General features: G+C 66.7%; 31 protein-coding genes. 14 read left to right on the forward strand and 17 right to left on the reverse strand.

Annotated elements, in window-relative coordinates:
* Position 1: 1 nt before the first annotated feature.
* From rpsD to IDF66_RS03965, 6 genes are all read right to left on the reverse strand, one after another.
* Positions 2–607, reverse strand: coding sequence for a 30S ribosomal protein S4 (gene rpsD, locus IDF66_RS03940; RefSeq protein ID WP_164308737.1), 606 nt, complete (start codon positions 605–607; stop codon positions 2–4).
* A 24-nt stretch (positions 608–631) separates the two neighbouring features.
* Positions 632–1,039, reverse strand: a complete 408-nt coding sequence (gene rpsK, locus IDF66_RS03945; RefSeq protein ID WP_164308736.1) for a 30S ribosomal protein S11 — start codon at positions 1,037–1,039, stop codon at positions 632–634.
* Positions 1,039–1,407 carry a 30S ribosomal protein S13 gene (gene rpsM / locus IDF66_RS03950; protein WP_164308735.1) on the reverse strand — a complete coding sequence of 123 codons (369 nt, stop codon included), beginning with the start codon at positions 1,405–1,407 and terminating at the stop codon, positions 1,039–1,041. Before rpsM ends, rpsK begins: the two co-directional genes overlap by 1 nt.
* A 193-nt stretch (positions 1,408–1,600) precedes the next feature.
* Entirely contained in the window at positions 1,601–1,714 is a 114-nt protein-coding gene (gene rpmJ / locus IDF66_RS03955) for a 50S ribosomal protein L36 (protein ID WP_005207978.1), read from the reverse strand.
* A 109-nt stretch (positions 1,715–1,823) separates the two neighbouring features.
* Complete coding sequence (gene infA, locus IDF66_RS03960; RefSeq protein ID WP_005170487.1) at positions 1,824–2,045, reverse strand: translation initiation factor IF-1; 222 nt, start codon at positions 2,043–2,045, stop codon at positions 1,824–1,826.
* A gap of 271 nt (positions 2,046–2,316) precedes the next feature.
* The gene (locus IDF66_RS03965; RefSeq protein ID WP_190265790.1) at positions 2,317–3,516 is read right to left on the reverse strand and encodes an FAD-dependent monooxygenase; all 1,200 of its coding nucleotides are present in this window, start codon (positions 3,514–3,516) and stop codon (positions 2,317–2,319) included.
* 71 nt (positions 3,517–3,587) lie between these two features.
* On the opposite strand from IDF66_RS03965, the gene IDF66_RS03970 reads away from it, so the two are divergent.
* From IDF66_RS03970 to IDF66_RS03985, 4 genes are all read left to right on the forward strand, one after another.
* Positions 3,588–4,049: a MarR family winged helix-turn-helix transcriptional regulator gene (locus IDF66_RS03970; RefSeq protein WP_164308733.1), complete on the forward strand. Its 462-nt coding sequence runs from the start codon at positions 3,588–3,590 to the stop codon at positions 4,047–4,049.
* A gap of 5 nt (positions 4,050–4,054) precedes the next feature.
* Positions 4,055–4,402, forward strand: coding sequence for an iron chaperone (locus tag IDF66_RS03975; RefSeq protein WP_190265791.1), 348 nt, complete (start codon positions 4,055–4,057; stop codon positions 4,400–4,402).
* A gap of 78 nt (positions 4,403–4,480) precedes the next feature.
* On the forward strand, positions 4,481–4,867 hold the full coding sequence (locus tag IDF66_RS03980) for a phage holin family protein (RefSeq protein WP_164308731.1): 387 nt from the start codon (positions 4,481–4,483) through the stop codon (positions 4,865–4,867).
* Positions 4,864–5,595 (forward strand): SIMPL domain-containing protein, encoded by a 732-nt coding sequence (locus IDF66_RS03985; RefSeq protein ID WP_164308730.1) that lies wholly within the window; start codon positions 4,864–4,866, stop codon positions 5,593–5,595. Before IDF66_RS03980 ends, IDF66_RS03985 begins: the two co-directional genes overlap by 4 nt.
* Positions 5,596–5,707: 112 nt before the next feature.
* On the opposite strand, the gene IDF66_RS03990 is transcribed toward IDF66_RS03985, so the two are convergent.
* Positions 5,708–6,550 (reverse strand): LLM class F420-dependent oxidoreductase, encoded by an 843-nt coding sequence (locus IDF66_RS03990; RefSeq protein WP_190265792.1) that lies wholly within the window; start codon positions 6,548–6,550, stop codon positions 5,708–5,710.
* A gap of 195 nt (positions 6,551–6,745) precedes the next feature.
* On the opposite strand from IDF66_RS03990, the gene IDF66_RS03995 reads away from it, so the two are divergent.
* The 8 genes from IDF66_RS03995 to fdhD are packed head-to-tail and all read left to right on the forward strand — an operon-like array spanning position 6,746 to position 14,317.
* Positions 6,746–7,792, forward strand: coding sequence for an ABC transporter substrate-binding protein (locus IDF66_RS03995; RefSeq protein WP_317628581.1), 1,047 nt, complete (start codon positions 6,746–6,748; stop codon positions 7,790–7,792).
* Complete coding sequence (locus IDF66_RS04000; protein ID WP_190265793.1) at positions 7,789–8,661, forward strand: ABC transporter permease; 873 nt, start codon at positions 7,789–7,791, stop codon at positions 8,659–8,661. The genes IDF66_RS03995 and IDF66_RS04000 overlap by 4 nt, the downstream gene beginning before the upstream one ends.
* On the forward strand, positions 8,637–9,434 hold the full coding sequence (locus IDF66_RS04005) for an ABC transporter ATP-binding protein (protein ID WP_190265794.1): 798 nt from the start codon (positions 8,637–8,639) through the stop codon (positions 9,432–9,434). Before IDF66_RS04000 ends, IDF66_RS04005 begins: the two co-directional genes overlap by 25 nt.
* A 6-nt stretch (positions 9,435–9,440) precedes the next feature.
* Positions 9,441–10,802: an LLM class flavin-dependent oxidoreductase gene (locus tag IDF66_RS04010; RefSeq protein WP_190265795.1), complete on the forward strand. Its 1,362-nt coding sequence runs from the start codon at positions 9,441–9,443 to the stop codon at positions 10,800–10,802.
* Positions 10,799–12,067, forward strand: coding sequence for an MFS transporter (locus IDF66_RS04015; protein ID WP_190265796.1), 1,269 nt, complete (start codon positions 10,799–10,801; stop codon positions 12,065–12,067). The genes IDF66_RS04010 and IDF66_RS04015 overlap by 4 nt, the downstream gene beginning before the upstream one ends.
* Positions 12,064–12,906 carry a nitroreductase family protein gene (locus IDF66_RS04020; RefSeq protein ID WP_317628582.1) on the forward strand — a complete coding sequence of 281 codons (843 nt, stop codon included), beginning with the start codon at positions 12,064–12,066 and terminating at the stop codon, positions 12,904–12,906. The genes IDF66_RS04015 and IDF66_RS04020 overlap by 4 nt, the downstream gene beginning before the upstream one ends.
* Positions 12,907–12,934: 28 nt before the next feature.
* A complete protein-coding gene (gene dtd, locus IDF66_RS04025) occupies positions 12,935–13,387 on the forward strand; it encodes a D-aminoacyl-tRNA deacylase (protein WP_190265797.1) in 453 nt (150 codons plus the stop codon).
* Positions 13,388–13,438: 51 nt separating this feature from the next.
* Complete coding sequence (fdhD, locus tag IDF66_RS04030) at positions 13,439–14,317, forward strand: formate dehydrogenase accessory sulfurtransferase FdhD (RefSeq protein WP_190265798.1); 879 nt, start codon at positions 13,439–13,441, stop codon at positions 14,315–14,317.
* Here fdhD and map read toward each other — a convergent pair.
* The 10 genes from map to IDF66_RS04080 all read right to left on the reverse strand — a co-directional run bounded on the left by map (position 14,298) and on the right by IDF66_RS04080 (position 20,876).
* On the reverse strand, positions 14,298–15,092 hold the full coding sequence (gene map / locus IDF66_RS04035) for a type I methionyl aminopeptidase (protein WP_190265799.1): 795 nt from the start codon (positions 15,090–15,092) through the stop codon (positions 14,298–14,300). The two genes, fdhD and map, sit on opposite strands and share 20 nt — an antisense overlap.
* Positions 15,093–15,127: 35 nt before the next feature.
* A complete protein-coding gene (locus IDF66_RS04040; RefSeq protein WP_164308721.1) occupies positions 15,128–15,682 on the reverse strand; it encodes an adenylate kinase in 555 nt (184 codons plus the stop codon).
* Positions 15,679–17,004, reverse strand: coding sequence for a preprotein translocase subunit SecY (secY, locus tag IDF66_RS04045; RefSeq protein WP_164308720.1), 1,326 nt, complete (start codon positions 17,002–17,004; stop codon positions 15,679–15,681). Before secY ends, IDF66_RS04040 begins: the two co-directional genes overlap by 4 nt.
* A 229-nt stretch (positions 17,005–17,233) precedes the next feature.
* Entirely contained in the window at positions 17,234–17,674 is a 441-nt protein-coding gene (gene rplO / locus IDF66_RS04050) for a 50S ribosomal protein L15 (protein ID WP_164308719.1), read from the reverse strand.
* Positions 17,674–17,856 carry a 50S ribosomal protein L30 gene (gene rpmD, locus IDF66_RS04055; protein ID WP_164308718.1) on the reverse strand — a complete coding sequence of 61 codons (183 nt, stop codon included), beginning with the start codon at positions 17,854–17,856 and terminating at the stop codon, positions 17,674–17,676. Before rpmD ends, rplO begins: the two co-directional genes overlap by 1 nt.
* Positions 17,856–18,515, reverse strand: a complete 660-nt coding sequence (gene rpsE / locus IDF66_RS04060) for a 30S ribosomal protein S5 (RefSeq protein ID WP_164308717.1) — start codon at positions 18,513–18,515, stop codon at positions 17,856–17,858. Before rpsE ends, rpmD begins: the two co-directional genes overlap by 1 nt.
* Positions 18,516–18,561: 46 nt before the next feature.
* Positions 18,562–18,966, reverse strand: coding sequence for a 50S ribosomal protein L18 (rplR, locus tag IDF66_RS04065; protein ID WP_164308716.1), 405 nt, complete (start codon positions 18,964–18,966; stop codon positions 18,562–18,564).
* A gap of 3 nt (positions 18,967–18,969) precedes the next feature.
* A complete protein-coding gene (rplF, locus tag IDF66_RS04070) occupies positions 18,970–19,506 on the reverse strand; it encodes a 50S ribosomal protein L6 (protein WP_164308715.1) in 537 nt (178 codons plus the stop codon).
* Between the two features lie 12 nt (positions 19,507–19,518).
* Entirely contained in the window at positions 19,519–19,917 is a 399-nt protein-coding gene (gene rpsH, locus IDF66_RS04075) for a 30S ribosomal protein S8 (RefSeq protein WP_161062103.1), read from the reverse strand.
* Positions 19,918–20,204: 287 nt separating this feature from the next.
* The gene (locus tag IDF66_RS04080) at positions 20,205–20,876 is read right to left on the reverse strand and encodes an EthD domain-containing protein (RefSeq protein WP_190265800.1); all 672 of its coding nucleotides are present in this window, start codon (positions 20,874–20,876) and stop codon (positions 20,205–20,207) included.
* A gap of 95 nt (positions 20,877–20,971) precedes the next feature.
* On the opposite strand from IDF66_RS04080, the gene IDF66_RS04085 reads away from it, so the two are divergent.
* On the forward strand, positions 20,972–22,066 hold the full coding sequence (locus tag IDF66_RS04085; protein ID WP_190265801.1) for a PQQ-dependent sugar dehydrogenase: 1,095 nt from the start codon (positions 20,972–20,974) through the stop codon (positions 22,064–22,066).
* A 29-nt stretch (positions 22,067–22,095) separates the two neighbouring features.
* Positions 22,096–22,425 (forward strand): cupin domain-containing protein, encoded by a 330-nt coding sequence (locus IDF66_RS04090; RefSeq protein WP_164308712.1) that lies wholly within the window; start codon positions 22,096–22,098, stop codon positions 22,423–22,425.
* Positions 22,426–22,562: the final 137 nt, after the last annotated feature.

Raw genomic sequence — 22,562 nt, forward strand, 5'->3', positions numbered from 1 at the left:
ATTACTTCGAGTAGAACTCGACGATGAGCTGTTCGGTGAGCGGCACATCGATCTGCGCGCGCTCGGGCACGTTGTGCACGAGGATGCGCAGGGTCGACGGGACCACCTGCAGCCAACCCGGGACCGTACGGTCGCCCTGGATCTCCTTGGCGATCTGGAACGGCACGGTCTGCAGCGACTTCGGACGGACGTCGATGATGTCGTACTGGCTGACCCGGTAGCTGGGCACGTCGACATTCACACCGTTGACGGTGAGATGTCCGTGGGTGACCATCTGACGGGCCTGACGACGGGTCCGGGCCAGGCCGGCCCGGTAGACGACGTTGTCGAGGCGGGTCTCGAGGATCTTCAGCAGCTCGTCGCCGGTCTTGCCGTTGCGACGGTTGGCCTCCTCGTAGTAGCGACGGAACTGCTTCTCCATCACTCCGTAGGTGAAGCGGGCCTTCTGCTTCTCCTGCAGCTGCTGCAGGTATTCGCTCTCCTTGATCCGCGAGCGGCCGTGCTGGCCGGGCGGGTAGGGGCGACGCTCGAACGCCTGATCGCCGCCGATCAGATCGACGCGAAGACGACGGGACTTCTTTGTTGCGGGGCCGGTATAACGAGCCATGGTTTTCTAGTCCTCCCTTTCCCGCTAGACCCGGCGCCGCTTGGGCGGACGGCAGCCGTTGTGCGGCTGCGGGGTGACATCGGAGATGGTGCCGACCTCGAGGCCGGCGGCCTGCAGCGACCGGATGGCGGTCTCACGACCCGAGCCCGGTCCCTTGACGAACACGTCGACCTTCTTGACGCCGTGTTCCTGGGCCTTGCGCGCAGCGTTCTCCGCAGCGAGCTGTGCCGCGAACGGGGTGCTCTTGCGCGAGCCCTTGAAACCGACGTGACCCGAGGACGCCCAGCTGATGACGTTTCCGTTGGGGTCGCTGATCGACACGATGGTGTTGTTGAACGTCGACTTGATGTGCGCGCTGCCGTGCGGGACGTTCTTTTTATCGCGACGGCGGGTGCCCTTCTTGGGGCCTGCGCTACGTGACTTAGGAGGCATTACTTCTTCTTCCCGGCGATGGTCTTCTTCGGGCCCTTGCGAGTGCGGGCATTCGTCTTGGTGCGCTGGCCACGGACGGGCAGGCCACGACGGTGGCGCAGACCCTGGTAGCAGCCGATCTCGATCTTGCGACGGATATCGGCCTGCACCTCGCGACGCAGGTCACCCTCGACCTTCACCGAGGCCTCGATGTACTCACGCAGCTTCGCGACGTCTGCGTCGGTGAGATCCTTTGCACGAAGGTCGGGGCTGAGCCCGGTACCGTCGAGGATCTCCTGGGAGGTGGTACGCCCAACTCCGTAGATGTAGGTCAGTGCGATCTCCAGCCGCTTCTCGCGGGGGAGATCAACACCAGCAACACGTGCCATGTGGCGGATTTCCTTTTCTTGTCAGAGGTCTGCTCCCAGTCCGTCCCGAATCTGTTGCCGGACCGTTGTGTCCGGCCATTCGGGCTCCGGCCTCTGAACCGGAGGTGGGCGTCGACCCGTTTGTCGACACTGGTGTTGGGAGTGCTTCGTCGATATTCAGTTGTCCTTCAAGCGACCCGGAGGGTTGCCGTGATCAGCCCTGACGCTGCTTGTGACGCAGGTTCTCGCAGATCACCATGACCCGACCGTTACGGCGGATCACCTTGCACTTCTCGCAGATCGGCTTGACGCTCGGCTGAACCTTCACGTCCGCTTCTCCTTGAATGGTCGGGCACGGCAGTGCCACGCCCGTCGGTGTTTTCCTTCAGCGGCGACTGCGCCGCCGCTGTGGTTCTTACCCGTGTTCCGGGGAAGTCTTACTTGTACCGATAAACGATGCGGCCACGACCGAGGTCGTACGGCGAGAGTTCCACGACGACCCGGTCCTCGGGCAGGATGCGGATGTAGTGCTGCCGCATCTTGCCGCTGATGTGGGCGAGAACCTTGTGACCGTTCTCCAGCTCAATACGAAACATCGCATTGGGCAGGGGTTCGATGACTCGTCCCTCGACCTCGATGGCCCCGTCTTTTTTCGCCATGTCCTCCGCGATCCTGGCTGCTCACCCGGGGCTTCCTCGTTCTGACCCGTAGGTCGGAAGCCCGGTTGAAACCGTGTTTATCCGTTAGTGTGATGACACCGAATCGGGTGACCGGTCTCATCGGCGGTGAAGCGCGTCGGACCCTCGACGCCACTCGGCGAACTGCCGGATGACACGCAAGGACCGGCGTGCGATGCACACCGACGTTCTATGTTACGCGAACTGGCAGAACAGTCCAAACCGCCAGGAGTGACGAGACCACCGACGATGGTCAGGGCCGCACCCGGTCGGCCGGATCCAACCGGACCCGGTGGTCGAAGATCCACGCTTGCGACCGTTCGGTGACCAGGTAGCGGAAGACCAGAGTCATCACGGCGTCATTGAGCATCCGGGCCAGTCCCGTCGGCGTCTTGGCGCTGCTCGACCGGGCACCGAGCGCCACGATCTTCTCCACCCGCGCCCGGCGGGCACTCTCGAACGCCACGAAGCCCGCCTCGACGTCGCCCGATCCGGCCAGCGAGGCGGCCATCACCACGGCGTCTTCGAGTGCCATCGACGCACCCTGCCCGGAACTGGGCGCAGGCGCGTGGATGGCATCGCCCACCAGCCCGACGCGCCCGCGGTGCCACACCGGCACCGACGGCAGGTCATAGGTGTTGTCGGCGGCGAGTTCGAGCCGACCATCGCCGATGAGCCCGGCGAACGGACCGTCATCCGCCTCGGCCAGGTCGACCAGGATCTCGCGCCACCGCTCGTCGGAGGTGGCGGCCCGCTCCGTCTGCGAGATCGCGTCGCGCGGCACGTTGACGAACCACACGACGTCGCCGTCGGGGGTCGGCAGCGCACCGAAGAACGCCCGCCGCCCGAACACGAAATACCAGGATTCAGCGGGCAACGAGTCCGCGGTGGCCGGCCCGCGGGTGACACCGCCGAAATTGGCGAGCCCCACGTACCGGCCGCGCGGGGTGCCCGGGTCGATCGCCGCGCGGACGACCGAATGGATTCCGTCGGCCCCGATCACGAGATCACCGGTCAGCCGACGTCCGTCGGCGAGGGTGACCGACGCGTCCTCGCCGGTTCCGTGGACCGCGACGACCCGCGCGTCGTCGCGGACCTCGACGCCGCGGTCGCGGGCCTCGTCGCGAAGCGCCGCGGCGAGTTCGGATCGCTTGAAGGAGAGGGCGGGCGTGCCGTCGGCCAACGGGGATCCCAGAGGGAGCACGCCGAGCCGCCTGCCCGTCGCGCCGGCCATCACGTTGTGGCGACTGGGTACGCCGAGTTCGCGAACCGCCCCGAGCGCCCCGAGCGCGTCGAGCGCCGCAAGCCCGTTCGGCGAGATCGTGAACCACGACCCGGCGCCATCGCCACCGGCCGGGCGTGCCTCGAGGATCACCGCGTCCATACCGATCGCCTGCAACGCCATCGCCGTGGCCGGACCGGCGATTCCACCACCCACCACCAGTGCCCGCATGACATGATCCCTTCGTACGAAACTCGTATGATTCGAATCTCAAATGTTTTGTATTTCGAAAGGAAAGCACGATGTCGCGGTCTCGTCAAGCGGCGCTCGACGACGTCGGGCGGGCGCTGCAGGGCTATCAGCGGACAGTCCAGGCGTTCGACGACGTGGTGGCCCGCCGGCTCGGAGTCGGGCCTGCCGACCTGCGATGTCTCGATTGGCTGAGCGAGAGTGCGCGCACGGCGGGCGAGCTGGCCGTCGCGACAGGCCTGCGTCCCGCCGCGACCACGGCGTTGATCGATCGGCTCACCGAGAAGGGATTCGTCCGCCGCAACGCGTCGTCTACCGACCGTCGGCGGGTCCTCGTCGAACTCACCGACGATGGTCGCGAGCGCGTCTGGGCGGCATACGGTCCCATGGTCACCGAGGGACAACACCTGTTCGACGGTCACTCGTCCGCCGAATTGGATGCGTTGCGAGACCTTCTCGAGTCGATGTCGGAACTCACCGAACGCCACCGGTCCCGCCTCGAAACGGGACAATAGGCGGCATGGGCACCGTCGACGACTACCTTGCCGGACTGGACCCCGACGATCGCGACGCCATCGAGCGTGTCTATTCGATCGCCCGTGAGCTGGTCCCCGACACTGAACAGGGCACCAGCTATGGCATGCCGGCGCTCACCTACCGCGGCAAGCCGCTCCTGTCGGTCATGCGGACGAAGAAGCACATCGGCGTCTATCCGTTCAGCCAGGACGCGGTGGCGGCGGCCGCTCCGAGACTCGACGGCTTCGACCTCGACAAGGGCACGATCCGCTTCCAGCCCGACACACCCATGTCCGACGAGGCCGTCCGGGCGATGGTGAGCGCCCGCCGAGATCAGATCACCGGCGGCTGACGGTCGTCGGGCGCCGACGACTCGTCGGGCCAGGCCGCCATCACCGCTTTCGCATCATCGCCTGGCACACTGTTGGCCATGTCCGCGTTCTTGATTCGTTCCGCATTCACCGGATTCGCGCTGTGGATCGCAACCCTGATCGTCCCGGGTCTCGACTTCGTCGGCGGCTCGACGAACTGGGAGAAGTTCGGGATCGTCGTCGTGGTGGCACTGATCTTCGGCGTCGTCAACGCGATCATCAAGCCGATCGTCCAGATCCTCTCGATCCCGCTCTACATCCTCACGCTCGGCCTCATCCACGTGGTGATCAACGCGTTCATGCTGGAGATCACCGCATGGATCACGCGTAACACGACCCACTGGGGCCTGGCTGTGGATGACTTCTTCTGGTCGGCGATCTTCGGCGCGATCGTGATCTCGCTCGTCGGCTGGGCCGTCGGCCTCGTCCTGAAGGAGCCGGTGTGAGCACCCTCGGCGCGCGGTTCGCTCGTGTGGTGGCGTTCGCCGCTGTCGTGGTCGCGGTTCTCGGCGTATCCGCCTGCGGCAGTGACGACAACGGCGACAAGCCACGCACGGTGACGGTCGTCGGCAGCGGAAAGGTCACCGGCACACCGGACACCCTGCGTGCCGACATCGGCGTCGAGGCCACCGCGGCCGATGTGTCCAGCGCCCTGAACGAGGCGAGCGCGAAGGTCAAACAGGTGACCGACGCCGTGGTGGCGGCAGGCGTGGAGCGCAAGGACATCCAGACTCAACAGGTGAACCTGAGCCCCCAGTACTCCAGCCCCCTTCCCGGCGGCACCGCCGGCGTCTCCGGCTATCAGGCGACCAACACCATCCGGGTGACCATCCGCGACATCGCCAAGGCGTCCGACATCTTGGCCGCCGCGGCCGACGCAGGCGGCGACAACACCCGGATCAGCAATGTCAGTTTCGCCATCGACGACGACGCGGAACTGCTCAAGAAAGCTCGTGAGTCCGCATTCGACGACGCGCGCAGCCGTGCTGACCAGTACGCCTCACTCGCCGGCGACTCCCTCGGCAAGGTGCAGACCATCTCGGAGGCGACGAGCGGCCAGGATCAGCCGGCACCGCTGCAGCGGGATTCGTCGGTGGCCGCAACGCGTGTCCCGGTCGAGCCCGGCGAGCAGACCTTGACGTTCACCGTCACCGTCACCTACGCGCTGAGTTAGGCTTCCCACCCGGCACCGAGCGGCCGGAGTGCAACCAGAATGGCGTCCGAGGGCCCCGTATCCCATATGTCGTATCCCTTTGTCGCGGAGACGGTCTCGATACACCGAGACGTCAGTCGGCGCGCAGGATGGCGGCGAGCGGCGGTACCGGGTCGCCGTCGCCGAGTACCTGGATCGCAACATGATCGGCACCCGACGACAGGTGCGCGTCGACCTGGGCTCGCACCGACACCGCATCACCATGCGCCACAAGTGTGTCGATGAGCGCATCGCTGCCACCGCCGGAGATGTCGTCGTCGGTCCAGCCGAGCCTCTTCAGGTTGGCCACGTAGTTGCGCAAGTGTAGGTAGGGCTTGTCGACCGGCGGGCGCCCGATCGCACGGGCAGCCTGCGGATCGGTGTCGAGCACCACCTTGTGCTCGGGCGCCAACAACACACCGGGGCCGAGGATCTCGCGCGCCTGCTCGGTGTGGGCAGGCGGCGTCAGATACGGATGCGCACCCAGCGCGCGATCGGCGGAGAGCCTCAACATCTTCGGGCCCAGCGCGGCGAGCAGGCGACGCTCGGCGGGCACGTCCTTGCTGTCGAGCACGTCGAGATAGTCGACGACCGCTTGGTACGGATTCTTGTACTCTGCGGTCGCCTCGGGGTGGCCCGCCCCGATGCCGAGGTAGAACCGTCCCGGGAAGTCGGACTCGAGCTCGAGGAACTCGTCGGCGATTGTCGCGGCGTCGGTGTTCCAGATGTTCACGATGCCGGTGGCAACGGTGATGCCCTCCGTGGCCTCGAGGACCTTGCGGATCGGCCGCAGATTCTCGGGCGACCCACCGAGCCAGATCGTTCCGTATCCGAGCTCCTCGATCCCCCTCGCCTGCTCTGGTGAGAATCTCCCCCACCACCCCCAGGTCCCGTGGGTGCCGAATCGTGCGACATGGGCTGCTCTGTCCGAAGTCATGTCCGTGGCAACCTCCCGCTCCGGCGCACTATTCCATCCACCGGATGGGACAACCGTCGAACAAAAGCCCACCGGGAACTTAACGGTTGGCCGAAACCGGCAACCCGGTCAATGTGTTGAGTCGACACCCACCCTCATGATTTCCGAGAAAGCAGCACCGTGAGAATTCGAAGAACTGCGAAAATACTTGCGGCCGTGCTCCTGTCGAGTGCCATCGCGGCGGGCGTGACATCCTGCGCACTGCCGGAGACCACCGCGCTCGACACCAGCACGCCACTGCCGACCAACATCCCCGACGGCACGCGGATCGTGGTCGCCGACCAGCAGAATCTCGTTCAGACGCTGCTCCGGGCAAGCGGACTGGACAAGAATCTCCCCTTTTCGATCGAGTACGCGAACTTCACCGGCGGACCAGCCGTGCTCGAGGCGTTTCGGGCAGGGACCGCGGATGTCGCGCCGGTCGGCGACGTCCCGCCCATTCACGCGGCGCTGACGGGTCAGCAGGTGCCGATCATCCTCGCTCGCGAGGTCAAGCCGACCAACGTCGTGCTCGCCACCAAACCGCACGCGGGCATCACGTCCCCATCCGATCTGCGAGGCAAGAAGATCGCGTACGCCGAGGGCACCGCGCAGCAGGTCAACGTCCTGCGAGCGTTGGCGAATGCCGGGCTGGCCACCGACGACGTGACCCTGGTCCGTCTGCAGCTGTCGGAATTCTCCGAGGCCCTCGGCGCAGGTGAGGTCGACGTCGCGCCACTCAACGAACCCCGGTTGACCCGCTACCTCCGCGACTACGGTTCCGACGGAGCGGGTTTCATCGACCAGCAACGCGCAGGCAAGATCTCCGAAGGACTCAGTTACGTGTATGCGCGGGCCGAATCGTTGGCCGAGCCCGCCAAGGCCGCCGCGCTGCGCAGCCTCGTGACCACACTCGTCAAGGCGTTCGCCTGGGTGAACTCTCATCCGCAGCAGTGGATCCAGAGTTACTACGTCGACGATCAGAAGGTGTCAGCCGACGACGGCTGGCGCATTCTGCAGAGCACCGGCACCACCGCGATCCCGCCGCTCGACGACACGCTCATCGCCCGCCAGCAGGGCACTATCGACGTGATCGACAAGGCGGGCGAACTTCCCGCGCCGGTGTCGGCGGGTGACCTGTTCGACCGTCGATTCGCCGACGTGATCGACCGGGCGGCACAGTCGGCCGACATCACCCGATCGCCGGAAGAGGTGTCGCGATGACCACCCTCGTACGCCCGCCGAGCCGCGTCCGGGACCGCCCGGCCGCCACCGTCACCACCGAAGGGCTCGAACGCCGAACCGGGACAACGCGTCCCCGCCACCTCGGGCCGGGACGCCCCATCCCCGGCGGCTGGCTCATCGGTCCGACCCTGCTCCTGGCGGTCTGGGTCATCGGCTCGGCCACCGGCTTCATCGACCCGCGGACGCTGCCGGCACCACTGACCATCGCCGACACCGCCGGTGAGCTGTGGGCCGACGGCCGGCTACCGGAGAACATCCTGGCGTCGTTGCGGCTCGCATCGGTCTCGCTCGTGATCGGGGTGGTGCTCGGCGTCGTGCTGGCGCTGATGTCGGGGCTCAGCCGGGTCGGCGAGGCGGTCATCGACGGCCCCATCCAGATCAAACGCGCGATACCCACACTCGCGATCATCCCGCTCGCGATCCTGTGGTTCGGGATCGGCGACTCCATGAAGATCACCATCATCGCCACCAGTGTGCTGATCCCGGTCTACATCAACACCCACGCACAGTTGCGGGGAGTAGACGTTCGTTACGCCGAACTGGCCCAGACGGTGAAACTCTCTCGGTGGCAGTTCATCCGACGTGTCGCGCTACCCGGCGCCGTACCGGGGTTCTTCACCGGCCTCCGCCTCGCGGTCACGATCTCCTGGCTCGCGCTGGTGGTGGTCGAGCAGGTCAACGCCACCCAGGGCGTCGGCTACCTGATGAACCAGGCGCGGGTCTATGGACAGCTCGACGTCGTCGTGGTGGGCCTGGTCGTCTATGCGGTCTTCGGCCTGATCGGCGACATCACCGTGCGCACCGTCGAGAGGAGGGCGCTGTCATGGCGACGTTCACTGGGCAGCTGAGGGATCGCGCGGGCCGAGACACCGACCCGACTGATCCGGAGGTGCAGGACCCGATACCGGGAACCGTGCTCTCCACAAGGGATCTCACGCGTCGCTACGGTGACCGTACCGTTCTCGACAGCATCGACCTCACCATCGCCGCAGGTGAGTTCGTGGCACTCCTCGGCCGCAGCGGCAGCGGGAAGAGCACGCTGCTGCGGGCGGTCGCGGGACTCGACGCAGGCGTCGACGGCTCCGGCGTCCTCGACGTGGCACGCGAGACGTCGGTGGTCTTCCAGGACTCACGCCTCCTGCCCTGGGCACGCGTCCTGCCCAATGTGACCCTCGGACTCACCGGCCACGACGCCCGCCGGTGCGGCCTCGACGCGCTCACCGACGTCGGTCTCGCGGACCGTGAACGGGCCTGGCCCAACGAGTTGTCCGGCGGCGAGCAACAACGGGCCGCCCTCGCACGTTCTCTCGTCCGCCGTCCCGCCCTGTTGCTGGCCGACGAACCCTTCGGCGCACTCGACGCCCTGACCCGTCTGCGGATGCACGAGTTGCTGCGACAGCTCTGCGGGAAGTACCGCCCTGGCGTGCTGCTGGTGACCCACGACGTCGACGAGGCCGTCGCACTCGCCGATCGCGTCCTGGTCCTCGACGACGGCCGTTTCGTCGCCGACCGCAGTCTCGCGGCCTTGGGTTCGCAACGCTCACTGCGAGATCCCGAGTTCATCGCGCACCGGGAGGCACTCCTCGCCGCCCTCGGTGTCGACACCACATCGAACGGATAGGAATCCATGAGTTCACAACCGACCCGCCAGCTGCATCTCAACGCCTTCATCTACCCGGCAGGCCATCACGAGGCAGCGTGGCGCCATCCGCTGACCCAGCCCGAACGCGTCTTCGATGCCGACTACTATCAGCAGATCGCGAAGACCGCGGAGGCAGCCAAGTTCGACGGCATCTTCTTCGCCGACGGACCGGCGCTGCGCAGCGAGGCGCGGTACAACGCGGCAGGCAGACTCGAACCGATCGCGCTGCTCTCGAGCGTGGCGGCCGCGACCGACCGCATCGGCCTGATCGCCACCGCGTCCACGACCTACTACGAGCCCTACAATCTCGCACGCCTGTTCTCGACCCTCGATTTCCTCTCCCAGGGTCGCGCCGGATGGAACATCGTCACCACGTCGAGCGAGGCCGCAGCGGAGAACTTCGGACTACCAGCACATCCCGATCCCTCGATCCGCTACGAGCGCGCCCGTGAGTTCGTCGATGCCACCGTGCGTCTGTGGGACAGCTGGGAGGACGACGCCGTCGTCCTCGACCGCGACGCAGGCCTTTACGCCGATACCGACAAGATCCACCGGGCCGAGTTCGTCGGCAAACATCTACAGGTCCGTGGTCCGTTCAACGCACCTCGCTCGCCGCAGGGGCATCCGGTCCTGGTCCAGGCGGGCGCCTCCAACGACGGCCGGGCGTTCGCGGCCCAGTACGCCGAGGCCATCTTCACCGCACACCAGACCCTCGACCACGCACAAGCCTTCTATGCCGATATACGCTCTCGTGCAAAGGCATTGGGACGAAATCCGGATCATGTCAAGATCCTGCCCGGCATCAGTCCGTTCATCGCCGACACCGAACGGGGCGCCCGGGAGCTCGAGCAGGAGTTCAACGAGCTGACGGTACCCGCCTACGGCCTCTTCCAGCTACGTGGCATCACCCAGGTCGACCTCTCGGAGATCGATCTCGACGCCTCCGTCCCCGAGGACATCTTCGGCGATGCCGGCGACGTCACCGACAACAAACGCAGCCGCAAGCAGGTGGTGGCCGGCATCGTCGCCCGCGAGAAGCCAACTGTCCGACAACTTCTCCACCGCCTGGCCGGCGCCCGCGGCCACCGCGTCGTGGCCGGTACCCCGGAGCAGATCGCGGACACGATCGAGGAGTGGTTCACCAGCGGTGCCGCAGACGGATTCAACGTGATGCCGCCGTATTACCCGGGCGGACTCGAGGTGTTCACCGACACCGTCGTCCCGCTATTGCGGGAACGCGGCATCTTCCGTACCGAGTACACCGGCACCACCCTGCGGGAGCACCTCGGTCTCCCCCGGCCGGCGAGCCAGTTCGCCGGTGACCGCGTCGGCTCACACGCGAGTTGAGACAGGTCGCGAACACCAGCGCCACAACACATCCGATCGCCACGGGGAACGCAGGCCCGGCGGGTCTGCTGCTGCACGTCCACGTGCCCAGCGCCCTACTCGGGGCCGGGATCGGGGCCACCGCACCGATCATCCCGCTCGTGGCTCTCGACCACGGCGCCTCGGTCGCGGTCGCCGGGTTGGTGACCGCGGCGGGCGGTCTCGGGACGGTCCTCGCCGATCTGCCCGCCGGGCGTCTGGTGGTGGCGATCGGCGAACGGGGTGCGATCACGGTCGCCAGCCTGATCGGAGTAGCCGGGGTGGCATTCTGCCTCGCCGACGTCACGCTCGCGGTTCTCGTCGCCGGCGTACTGCTCGTGGGTCTCGCGCAGGCCGTGTGGGGGCTGGCACGTCAGTCATATCTCTCGGTGGCGGTCCCACCCTCACACCGGGGTCGGGCGATCTCGGCGATGGCAGGCATGCACCGGCTGGGCAACTTCGTCGGACCGTTCATCGGCGCAGCGGCGGTCAGCCAATGGCATTTCACCGGCGCGTTCGCCGTCCAACTCGTCACCGTCGTCGTGGCAGGCGTGCTGATGGCCACCCTGCCCGACGATCCCAGGGCCGATCCCCCTTCGTCGCAGGATCTCTCGTTGTCATCGGTGCTGATGGCGCAACGGCGTCCACTGTGCACTCTCGGTGCGGGGGCCTGCGCGCTCGGCGCGCTCCGGGCCTCCCGGCTCGTCGTCCTGCCACTGTGGGCCGATCACGTCGGGGTCCCGGGTCCGGTCATCGCGCTGCTCTTCGGTGTGGCCGGCGCCGTGGATGTCGCGGTGTCCTACCCCGCCGGGATCGTGATGGACCGCTTCGGTCGACGCGCGACGGCGCTCCCGGCGATGTCGTTGTTCGCCGGATCGCTGATCGCGCTGCCCGCGGCAACGACCGTCGGGTGGATCGGTGCGCTCGCCGTCACTCTCGGTCTGGCGAACGGGTTGACCAACGGACTGGTCATGACGATCGGTACCGATATCGCGCCACCGGACGCGCGGGCGCAGTTCTTGTCGGCGTGGCGACTGATGCACGACGCAGGCGCCTGCGCCGGTCCGGCGGCGCTGGCAGGCGTTGCCGCGGTCGCCGGCCTTGGCCCGGGCGCGGCAGTGCTCGGCGCAGTGGCCGCCGCCGGTGGTGGCGTCTTCGCGACCTACCTCCCTCGACGGTCGCGCCCCACACCCGCGCACCCCACCGAACCCGTTCATCCCACCACGTCCGCGACAGGAGAATCGTGACCTCACACGCGTCCACGACCACGGCAGCCGTTCACACCGACGACCTCATCCGAGCGCGCTATCGCGATCCGGAGGTGACGTCGCTGCGGCTGCGGTCGCCGACCATCGATCTGCAGCTCGCCCATCGATCGGTACGCGCCTTCCTCGACGCCCCGGTCTCCGATGATCAGCTCACGTCGATCATCGCGGCCGCACAGTCTGCGTCCACATCGTCGAACCTGCAGGCGTGGAGCGTGATCGCCGTCCGGGATGACGCACGCCGGAGCCGACTTGCCGATCTGGCAGGCGGACAGGAGTTCGTCCGGTGCGCTCCCCTGATCCTGGTGTGGCTCGCCGACATCGGGCGGGCCACACGATTGGCAGCGGGACGCCGATCGGTTCTCGGGGCGTCGGATTACCTCGAGACGACGATCCTCGGGTTCGTCGACGCGACGCTCGCAGCCCAGAACGCCGTCGTGGCGGCCGAATCACTGGGCCTCGGCGCGACATTTGTCGGGGCGTTCCGCAACCACCCCGACCAGATCGCCGCCGAGCTGGCGCTGCCCGACCAGGTGTTCGCGACGTTCGGGCTCGCGGTCGGATCGCCCGATCCGACCGAGTCGGCCGGGATCAAACCACGGCTGCCGCAGAGCGTCGTGGTCCACCACGAGACGTACGACGCGAAACGGGACGCCGGCGTCGACGACTACGACGGACGCCTACGGTCCTATAACGAGGAACACAGCAGGACGGCCGGCTGGATCGATGCGGTGCTCGCGCGTCTCGCCGACCGGCAGAGCCTGAAGGGGCGAGACGAACTGCGGCGACACCTCGGCGGTCAGGGTCTGCCGTCACGGTGATCGGGTCCGACATGGCACCCTGGTGCGCATGCGTGCTGTGGTCCAGCGAGTCACCGAGGCATCCGTGTCCGTCGACGGGCAGACGATCGGCGAGCTCGACCTCCCCACCGGCCGACAGGGACTCGTCGCCCTCATCGGCGTCACCCACGACGACACGACCGATCACGCCGCACGACTCGCGGACAAGATCTGGCGGCTGCGCATTCTCGACGCAGGCGATGAGGGACGCGAGCGGTCAGCGGCGGACGTGAACGCGCCGATTCTCGTGATCAGCCAGTTCACCCTCTACGCGAACACCGCCAAGGGACGCAGGCCGTCGTGGAGCGCCGCGGCCCCCGGGCCGGTCGCCGCACCCCTGGTCGACGCCGTCACGACCGCCCTTCGAGATGCCGGCGCAACCGTGGCCACCGGCGCCTTCGGTGCCGACATGGACGTCCGGCTGGTCAATGACGGCCCGGTGACCCTCGTCCTGGAGGTCTGAGGCGCATCGCCCTCACCGGTGTCGGTCGTCCCGGGAGTAGCCTGACCTTCGATGGGACGTATAACCGCTCGACGGCGGGTGACCAGAGTCCGCGCCGGCGCGGCGCCCACGACCCGTGCCGACGTACTGGCCGTCGAGGAACCGTTGGAGATCCGGGTGGGCGGCTCGTCGCTGGCCGTCACCATGCGTACGCCCGGCGACGACGTGGAGCTCGCGGCGGGTTTCCTGGTGTCCGAGGGGCTCCTCACAGCCGTCGACGATCTCCGGACCGCGCGTTACTGTGCGGGCGCGACCGAGGACGGAACCAACACATACAACGTTCTCGACCTCACACTCGCCGACCACGTCGGCGAGCCGGACGCCGCCCTCACCCGGAACTTCCTCACCACGAGCGCCTGCGGATTGTGCGGGAAGTCGAGCATCGACTCGGTCGTGACACGTTCGGCATTCGATCCGGCAGACGACGACCTGACCGTCGACAGCGCCACCGTCCTCGCGCTCCCGGACCGTCTTCGCGACGGACAGGCCGTGTTCGACAAGACGGGCGGACTCCATGCTGCGGCCATCGTCGACGGCCGGACGGGCCAGATACTCGTGCTACGCGAAGACGTCGGACGCCACAACGCCGTCGACAAGGTCATCGGGTGGGCGTTGCTCCACGACCTGCTCCCCCTGACAGGTCACATCCTGCAGGTCTCCGGTCGTGCCAGTTTCGAACTGGTGCAGAAGGCATCGATGGCCGGCATCCCGATGCTCTCCGCGGTCTCGGCGCCGTCATCGCTGGCCGCCGATCTCGCCGAGGAACGCGGCATCACCCTCGTCGGCTTCGTGCGCGGCGAGTCGCTGGTGATCTACACCCGCCCGGATCGCATCACGGCAGCCGGGCCGGTGGCCAACGGTGCAGACCGGTTCACCCCAGACGCGTCGTGAGGATCCTCGGACCGTCCGCTGTCACGGCGACGGTGTGCTCCCAGTGCGCCGACCGCGAACCGTCATCGGTGACAACGGTCCAATCATCTTCCAGCACAGAGGTTTCGGTGGTGCCGAGCGTGAGCATCGGCTCGATGGCCAGTGTCGATCCGATGACCAGGACCGGTCCGCGATTCGGTTTGCCCTCATTGGCCAGGAAGGGCTCCATATGCATCTCGCGACCGATCCCGTGTCCGCCGTAGCCTGACACGATCCCGAACGAACGGCCGAACTTCTGTTCCGCCGCAACCGTTCCCGACTCGATCGCGTGGGAGATGTCGGTCAGCCGCGCACCCTCGACCATGGCCGCGATCCCCGCTTCCATGGAGAGTCTGGTGGCCTCGGAGAGATCCGAGTCGGCCTCGGAGAGTTCACCCACACCGAAGGTCCAGGCGGAGTCGCCATGCCAGCCCTCGAGAATCGCACCACAGTCGATCGACACCAGATCGCCGTCGGCGAGGATCACGTCGGCGGACGGAATCCCATGCACCACGACATCGTTGACGGAGCTGCAGATCGATCCAGGAAATCCGTGATAGCCCTTGAACGATGGGACAGCGCCCGCCTCGCGGATGACGGTCTCGGCCACCTGATCGAGGTCGAGCGTGGTCACGCCGGGCGCGGCGGCCGCGCGTACCGCGACCAGGGCGGCGCCCACGACGGCACCGGCCGCGGCCATGGCATCGACCTCACCGGAGGTCCGGAACGGAACCGGCTTGGGTTTGCGAAAAGCCATGGGCGCAACCGATCTCTGTCGTCAGTTGGGCGAGATCAGGACACGCCTGCGCCCAGCGCGCTCAGCACGCGCTGATGCACGTCCTGCACGTCGCCGACCGCGTCGATGGTCTTGACCTGCTCGCCGTAGTACTCGAGCAACGGCGCGGTCTCCTTGGTGTAGACCGCCATCCGGTTACGGATCACGTCTTCGGTGTCGTCGGCGCGACCGCGTGAGAGCATCCGGTCGACGACGACATCCGCATCGACCTGGAACGAGAGCACGGCGTCGAGCGAGGTGTCGAGATTGGCCAGGATGTCCTTGAGCGCGTCGGCCTGCTCGGTCGACCGCGGGAATCCGTCGAGGATGAACCCCTTCGCCGCATCGGGCTCGCCGGCGCGGGCACGGACCATGTCGACCGTGATCTCGGACGGCACCAGGTCGCCTGCGTCGAGATACCGCTTCGCCTCGATGCCGACCGCGGTCCCCTGGGAGATGTTGGCACGGAAGAGGTCTCCGGTGGAGATGTGCGGGATGCCCAGTGCCTCGGACAGCAGTTCCGCCTGAGTGCCCTTGCCAGCGCCGGGGGGGCCGAGAATCACGAGTCTCACTTGAGGAACCCTTCGTACTTGCGTTGCATCAGTTGACTGTTGACTTGCTTCATCGTGTCCAGACCCACACCGACCATGATCAACACGGCCGTGCCCCCGAATGGCAGGTTCTGGGCACCGCCGCTGTTCCCGATCTCCAGGAACAGGTTCGGCAGTACCGCGATGATACCGAGGTAGATCGAACCCGGCAGTGTGATGCGGCTCAGCACGTAGCCGAGATAGTCCGCGGTCGGCGATCCGGGACGGATGCCCGGGATGAACCCGCCGTACTTCTTCATGTCGTCGGCGCGTTCCTCCGGATTGAAGGTCACCGCCACGTAGAAGTACGTGAAGAAGATGATCATCAGGAAGTAGACGAGGATGTAGACCCAGCTGCTTGGATCGGTCAGGTACTGACTGATGTAGCGCTGCCAGGTCGACTGCTCACCTTGCGAGTTCTGCGTCAACTGCAGGATCAGCTGCGGCAGGTACAGCAGAGAGGACGCGAAGATCACCGGGATGACGCCGGCCTGGTTGACCTTCAGCGGTAGATAGGTCGACGAGCCGCCATACATCTTGCGGCCGACCATCCGCTTCGCGTACTGCACCGGGATACGCCGCTGGCCCTGCTCGATGAACACGACACCGGCGACGATGACCAGCGCCGCAACACAGACGAGGCCGAAGACCAGGCCGCCGCGGGTATCGAGGATCATCTTGCCCTCGGACGGGATGCGCGCGGCGATACCGGCGAAGATCAGCAGCGACATACCGTTGCCGATGCCCCGCTCGGTGATGAGCTCGCCGAACCACATCACCACACAGGCACCGGCGGTCATCACCAGCACGATGATCGCGAGGCCGAAGATGGACTGGTCGTTGAGGATCTGATCGGCCTGTGAGCAGTCCTGGAGGAGTTGTCCACGATCGGCGAGCGCCACGATGCCGGTCGACTGCAGCAATGCGAGCGCAACCGTCAGATAGCGCGTGTACTGCGTCATCTTGGCCTGGCCGGACTGGCCCTCCTTGCGCAACTGCTCGAAGCGCGGGATGACGACGGTCAGCAACTGCACGATGATGCTGGCGGTGATGTACGGCATGATGCCGATCGCGAACACCGACAGCTGCAACAACGCACCGCCGGAGAACATGCTGATCAACGAATAGATGTCGGCGGAGCTGCCGTGCGACACCTCATCGATGCACGCGTGAACGGCTTTGTAGTCGACACCGGGGGAAGGAATGGTCGCACCCAGTCGATACAGCACGATGATGCCGACGACGAAGAGGATCTTCTTCCTCAGATCGGGCGTCCGGAAGGCCGCGACGAGGGGGGAAAACACTAACTCCTCCTAGGAACGACCACGCGGATGGACTCGGACGTCCCCCCACGTGCTCGGCAATCGACGTTGATCGAAGCGTCAAGACAACGCTTGAACTCTAACAGTCACGCCATCGGCCCTCGTCAGCGCGACGGGGTGATGTCCGCCTTGTCCGATGGCCTCATGACGCCGAAACCGTCGGCGGACGGGCAGCTCCGTTCTGTGCTGCCCGCCGCCGACGGTATGTGGCTCAGAGTTCGGTGACGCTGCCTCCGGCAGCGGCGATCTTCTCCTTGGCCGAGGCCGTGAACTTGTTGGCGGTGACGTTGACCGAGACACCCAGGTCCCCGTCGCCGAGCACCTTGACCAACTGGTTCTTGCGAACCGCACCGGCCGCGACGAGCTCGTCGACCCCAATGGTGCCGCCCTGCGGGAACAGCTTGGCGATGTCGCCGACGTTGACGACCTGGTACTCGACCCGGTTGCGATTGGTGAAGCCCTTCAGCTTCGGCAACCGCATGTGGATCGGCATCTGGCCACCCTCGAACGCGGCGGGCACGTTCTTACGGGCCTTGGTGCCCTTGGTGCCGCGGCCTGCGGTCTTACCCTTGGACCCCTCACCGCGACCCACACGGGTCTTGTCTGTCTTCGCGCCCGGAGCGGGGCGAAGATGATGGAGCTTGATTGTCATTACTTGACCTCTTCGACTGTCACGAGGTGCCGAACCACGTTGATGAGGCCGCGGTTGATCGGGGTGTCCTCGCGGGTGACCGACTTGCGGATGCCCTTCAGGCCGAGGGTCCGCAGGCTGTCACGCTGGTTGCTCTTGGTACCGATGGTGCCCTTGATCTGGGTGATCTTCAGCTCTGCCATCACTTAGCTCCCTGACTCAGCGCACGTGCACGCAGCATGCCTGCAGGCGCAACATCTTCGATCGACAGCCCGCGACGTGCCGCGACCTCTTCAGGGCGCTGCAGCATCTTCAGCGCGGCAACGGTGGCGTGAACCACGTTGATCGCATTGTCACTGCCGAGACTCTTGGCGAGGACATCGTGCACACCCGCGCACTCGAGCACGGCACGCACCGCGCCACCGGCGATCACACCGGTACCCGGGCTGGCCGGGCGGAGCATCACGACGCCTGCCGCGGCCTCACCCTGCACGGGGTGGGTCACGGTGCCGCCGATCAGGGGCACGCGGAAGAAGTTCTTGCGAGCCTCTTCGACGCCCTTCTGGATGGCCGCAGGAACTTCCTTGGCCTTGCCGTAGCCGACTCCGACCATGCCCTGACCGTCGCCGACGACCACGAGGGCGGTGAAGGAGAACCGACGTCCACCCTTGACCACCTTGGAGACACGGTTGATGGCGACGACGCGCTCGAGCTGGTTGCGATCCTCGCGATCGCGACCACCACGGTCGTCGCGGCGGCCACGGCCGCCGCCACCGCGACGGTCGTTGCCGCCGCCTGCTGCGTTCGAGTTGTTGTCGTTTCCGGCGGGTCCGTTTCCGCCGTCACGCTGACGTCCGGGCATCAGAGGTCCCCTCCGGTCATGTCGGTAGTGCTGGTGTAGATGGTCATCAGAAGCTCAACCCTCCCTCGCGGGCGGCGTCGGCGAGCGCGGCGATCCGGCCGTGGTAATCCTTGCCACCACGGTCGAACACGACGGCCTCGACACCGGCGGCCTTGGCGCGGGCGGCGATCAGCTCGCCGACCTTGCGGGCCTGCGCGGACTTGTCGCCGCCGGCGGCACGCACGTCTGCCTCGATCGACGATGCCGCGGCCAGGGTCTTGCCTGCCAGGTCGTCGATGAGCTGCACGTGGATGTGGCGCGAGCTGCGCTTGACCGCGAGACGCGGACGCTCCGGGGTGCCGCTGACCTTCTTGCGCAGGCGGAAGTGACGATTCGTGGTCGCGGTGCGACGACGAGTCGAGATGTCCCGGCCGAGCGGCTTGCGGGTGCTCTTGGTTGCTGTGTCAGTCATGGCTTACTTACCCGTCTTTCCGACCTTGCGACGGATCTGCTCACCCTCGTAGCGAATGCCCTTGCCCTTGTAGGGGTCCGGACGACGCAGGCGGCGGATGTTCGCCGAGATCTGGCCGACTTGCTGCTTGTCGATACCCGAGACCGAGAACTTGGTGGGCGACTCGACGGCGAAGCTGATGCCGTCGGGTGCCTCGATCGGCACGGGGTGGCTGTAGCCGAGGGCGAACTCGAGGTCGCTGCCCTTGGCCTGCACGCGGTAGCCGACACCGAAGATCTCCATCTTCGTGGTGTAGCCCTGCGTGACGCCGATGACGAGGTTGTTCACCAGCGACCGGCTCAAACCGTGCAGTGCACGGCTGCGGCGCTCGTCATTCGGCCGGCTGACAACGACCGCGTTGTCTTCCTTGGCGATGGTGATCGGCTCCGACACGGTCAGGCTCAATTCGCCCTTGGGGCCCTTGACCTTCACGTTCTGGCCGTCGATCGTGACGTCGACACCAGCGGGGATCTCGATGGGGTTTTTACCGATACGCGACATGTGAGGACTCCCCTACCAGACGTAGGCGAGGACTTCGCCGCCCACGCCCTGGTTGGCTGCCTGACGGTCGGTGAGCAGGCCGGAAGACGTGGAGATGATCGCCACGCCGAGGCCGCCGAGAACCTTGGGCAGGTTGGTGGACTTTGCATACACCCGAAGACCGGGCTTGGAGACGCGGCGCAGACCGGCAATGCTGCGCTCACGGCTGGGGCCGTACTTCAGGGAGACGACGAGGCTCTTGCCGACCTCCGCATCCTCGGTGCGGTAGTCGGTGATGTAGCCCTCGCGCTTCAGGATCTCGGCGATGTTCACCTTGATCTTCGACGACGGGAGGGTCACCTCGTCGTGGAACGCCGAATTGGCGTTGCGCAGACGTGTCAAGAAGTCTGCGATCGGGTCAGTCATGGTCATGGTTGACCGTCAACCTTTCTCGTAGCGGTTCCCATACAGCGCCTGCCGGGGTTTTGATCCCCTGACCTGCGGTGGGCCTTCCACGAAGCGGATAGTTGTGTAAAGGTTCTTGCCGCCGATGCCCTTGGTTTTTCACCGGCACCGGAGACTATTCGGTTGTGGCGTGCGCGCCCCGGGGAAGACCGCAGAGCGCAGGCAACCGCTCTAGTGTAGAGAATTCGCTGGCCAGACCCAAATCGCTGCGATCGGGTCCGCCTCAGGTGATCTCGCCACGCCGTCGCGCACACTCACCCCAGCACGAAGTCGAACCTCGAGGTCGGCACCACATCGAGGTGGCGGTCCGCACCGAATCGGCTGACGCTCTCGAGCATCCGCGTCATGCGGCGCTCGAGTTCCTGCTGCTCACCGTCGCTTCCATAAAAGGCGTGGACGTCGGAGACGGCGGCCATCGGGAACAGCTCCTCGACGATGGCGTCGACCGCCGGGGCGTCGGCGGTCAGTGGTCGGCCGACGATGTTCTGGTAGTACCCGAAGGTCGCCTGGGTGTCGATGGCCACCTGCGTGTGCTCGTCAAGCCACCGGTGCAGCCAGTCGCCGCGCGCGAGGTCGCCGGGCCGTCGGAGGAACGCGACGTTGCTCAACGCCTCTATCCGGGTGCCGTCGGCGGGGAGTACCGGATCCAGCGGTGCGCGCTCATCGACCTCCCACGCGGCAAGTCGCGCGACCCGCCCGGCGAGCACATCGAGCACCGGGGCCAGATCCGCGGCCCAGACACTGACGACTGCATCGATCGGCGGATCGAGCTCGTCGATGCGCATCGCACCGGCGACCGAATCGTCGCCGACGTTGACCTGCAGACGTCGCGCACCCGCTGCCGCGCACTCCTCGACCAGATCCGGCGCACGCAGCGTCGCACTCAGATCCTCGCCCCACACCGCCGCAATCGCCTTTGAGTCCATGACGCGCCACGGTAGCCGCCCGAAGCGACGTGGCTCGGCAGAACCGGGTGAGCGCGCTGCCTGCACAGACCGGGCATATCCGGCACCATCGGGGAATGGACCGGCGACAGTTCCTCACCGCAGGGGCCGTCGCGGGCCTGTCGCTGGCGGCGTGCGCCCGCACCGAACGCGCACCGACGACACCGATGTCGTCGCCGACATCGGCCCGACCCGGTCCCGAAGCTCCCCGGGTGTCGACCGTCGCCGACGGCCTCGACGTCCCGTGGGCGATCGCCTTCCTTCGCGACGGGAGTGCACTGGTCACCCAACGCGACGACGCCACCATCGCCCACGTCTCGCCTGACGGAACCGTCGCGATCGTCGGTGACGTGTCGGGCGTGGCCCCGCGCGGCGAAGGCGGCCTGCAGGGCATCGCGATCGCACCGGGTGACGAGTCGGCAGTGTTCGTCTACTACACCTCCGAGGACGACAACCGATTGGTGCGGATGGAGTTCGACGGGCGCCGCGTCACCTCTGCCCGCCCGTTGCTGACGGGGCTCGGCGCCGCCTACAACCATCACGGCGGGGCGATCGGGTTCGGTCCCGACGGGCGCCTCTACGTCGCCGTCGGCGATGCGGCGCAGCGCGACGTGGCGCAAGATCTGCGCGAGCTCAACGGCAAGATCCTCCGGCTCGGCCCCGACGGACGCCCACCCTCCGACAACCCGTTCGGAAACGAGATCTGGTCGTACGGGCACCGCAACGTGGAAGGACTCGCCTTCGACGGCGCAGGCCGTCTCTGGGCAAGCGAATTCGGTCAGGACGACGAGGACGAGCTCAACCTCATCCGGCGCGGCGGGAATTACGGGTGGCCGGAGATGGAAGGGCGCACGATGCGTACGCGCGGCACCGCCGACCCGGGATTCATCGCCCCGGCGTTGACCTGGACGACGGACGAGGCGTCGCCTGCCGGACTCGCCATCGTCGGGACCACGGCCTACGTGGCCGCACTGCGTGGCCGCCGGTTGTGGCGGGTGCCGCTCGACGGCGATACCGCAGGACCACCGACGGCCATGTTGACCGGCCGTCACGGCCGCCTTCGTGCGGTCGCCGCCGCGCCCGATGGCTCGGTGTGGATCAGTACCAGCAACACCGACGGCCGCGGACGACCCGACGAGCGGGATGATCGGATTCTGCAACTGACCGTGTGACCCGGCGCCGGGCTGCCACAGTTGATGACATGGACGCCACCCGCCTTCCCGAACTCGTCGACCGACTCCTGACCACCGCCCATGCCGCCCGCAGCGGTCGCGCGGCACACACCCTCTACGGCAGCGCCGATCACCGCCTGCGACAGACCGTCATCGCGTTGGTCGCCGGTCACGGCCTCACCGATCATGAGAGCCCCGGCGAATCCAGCCTGCAGGTTCTGCGGGGCCATGTGACCCTCTCGACGAAGGACGCGCAGTGGGAGGGGGTCGACGGAGATCTCCTCGCCATTCCGCCGGAGCGACACGGACTTACGGCTCAGCAGGACTCCGCCGTCCTGCTGACCGTGATCACGGGTTGATCGCGATCGCCGCTGTTTCGACATCAACCTCACAACCCGGCGTCACCAGTTGTGAAGTGATGCGTGGCCGGAACTGAGAGACCTATTGTCACCAACCGATTTCCGGCATTTCACTTCCCGGAGGCCGAAGGGCCGTA

Source organism: Gordonia hankookensis (assembly GCF_014673215.1).
In the GTDB taxonomy this organism is placed as follows: Bacteria; Actinomycetota; Actinomycetes; order Mycobacteriales; family Mycobacteriaceae; genus Gordonia; species Gordonia hankookensis.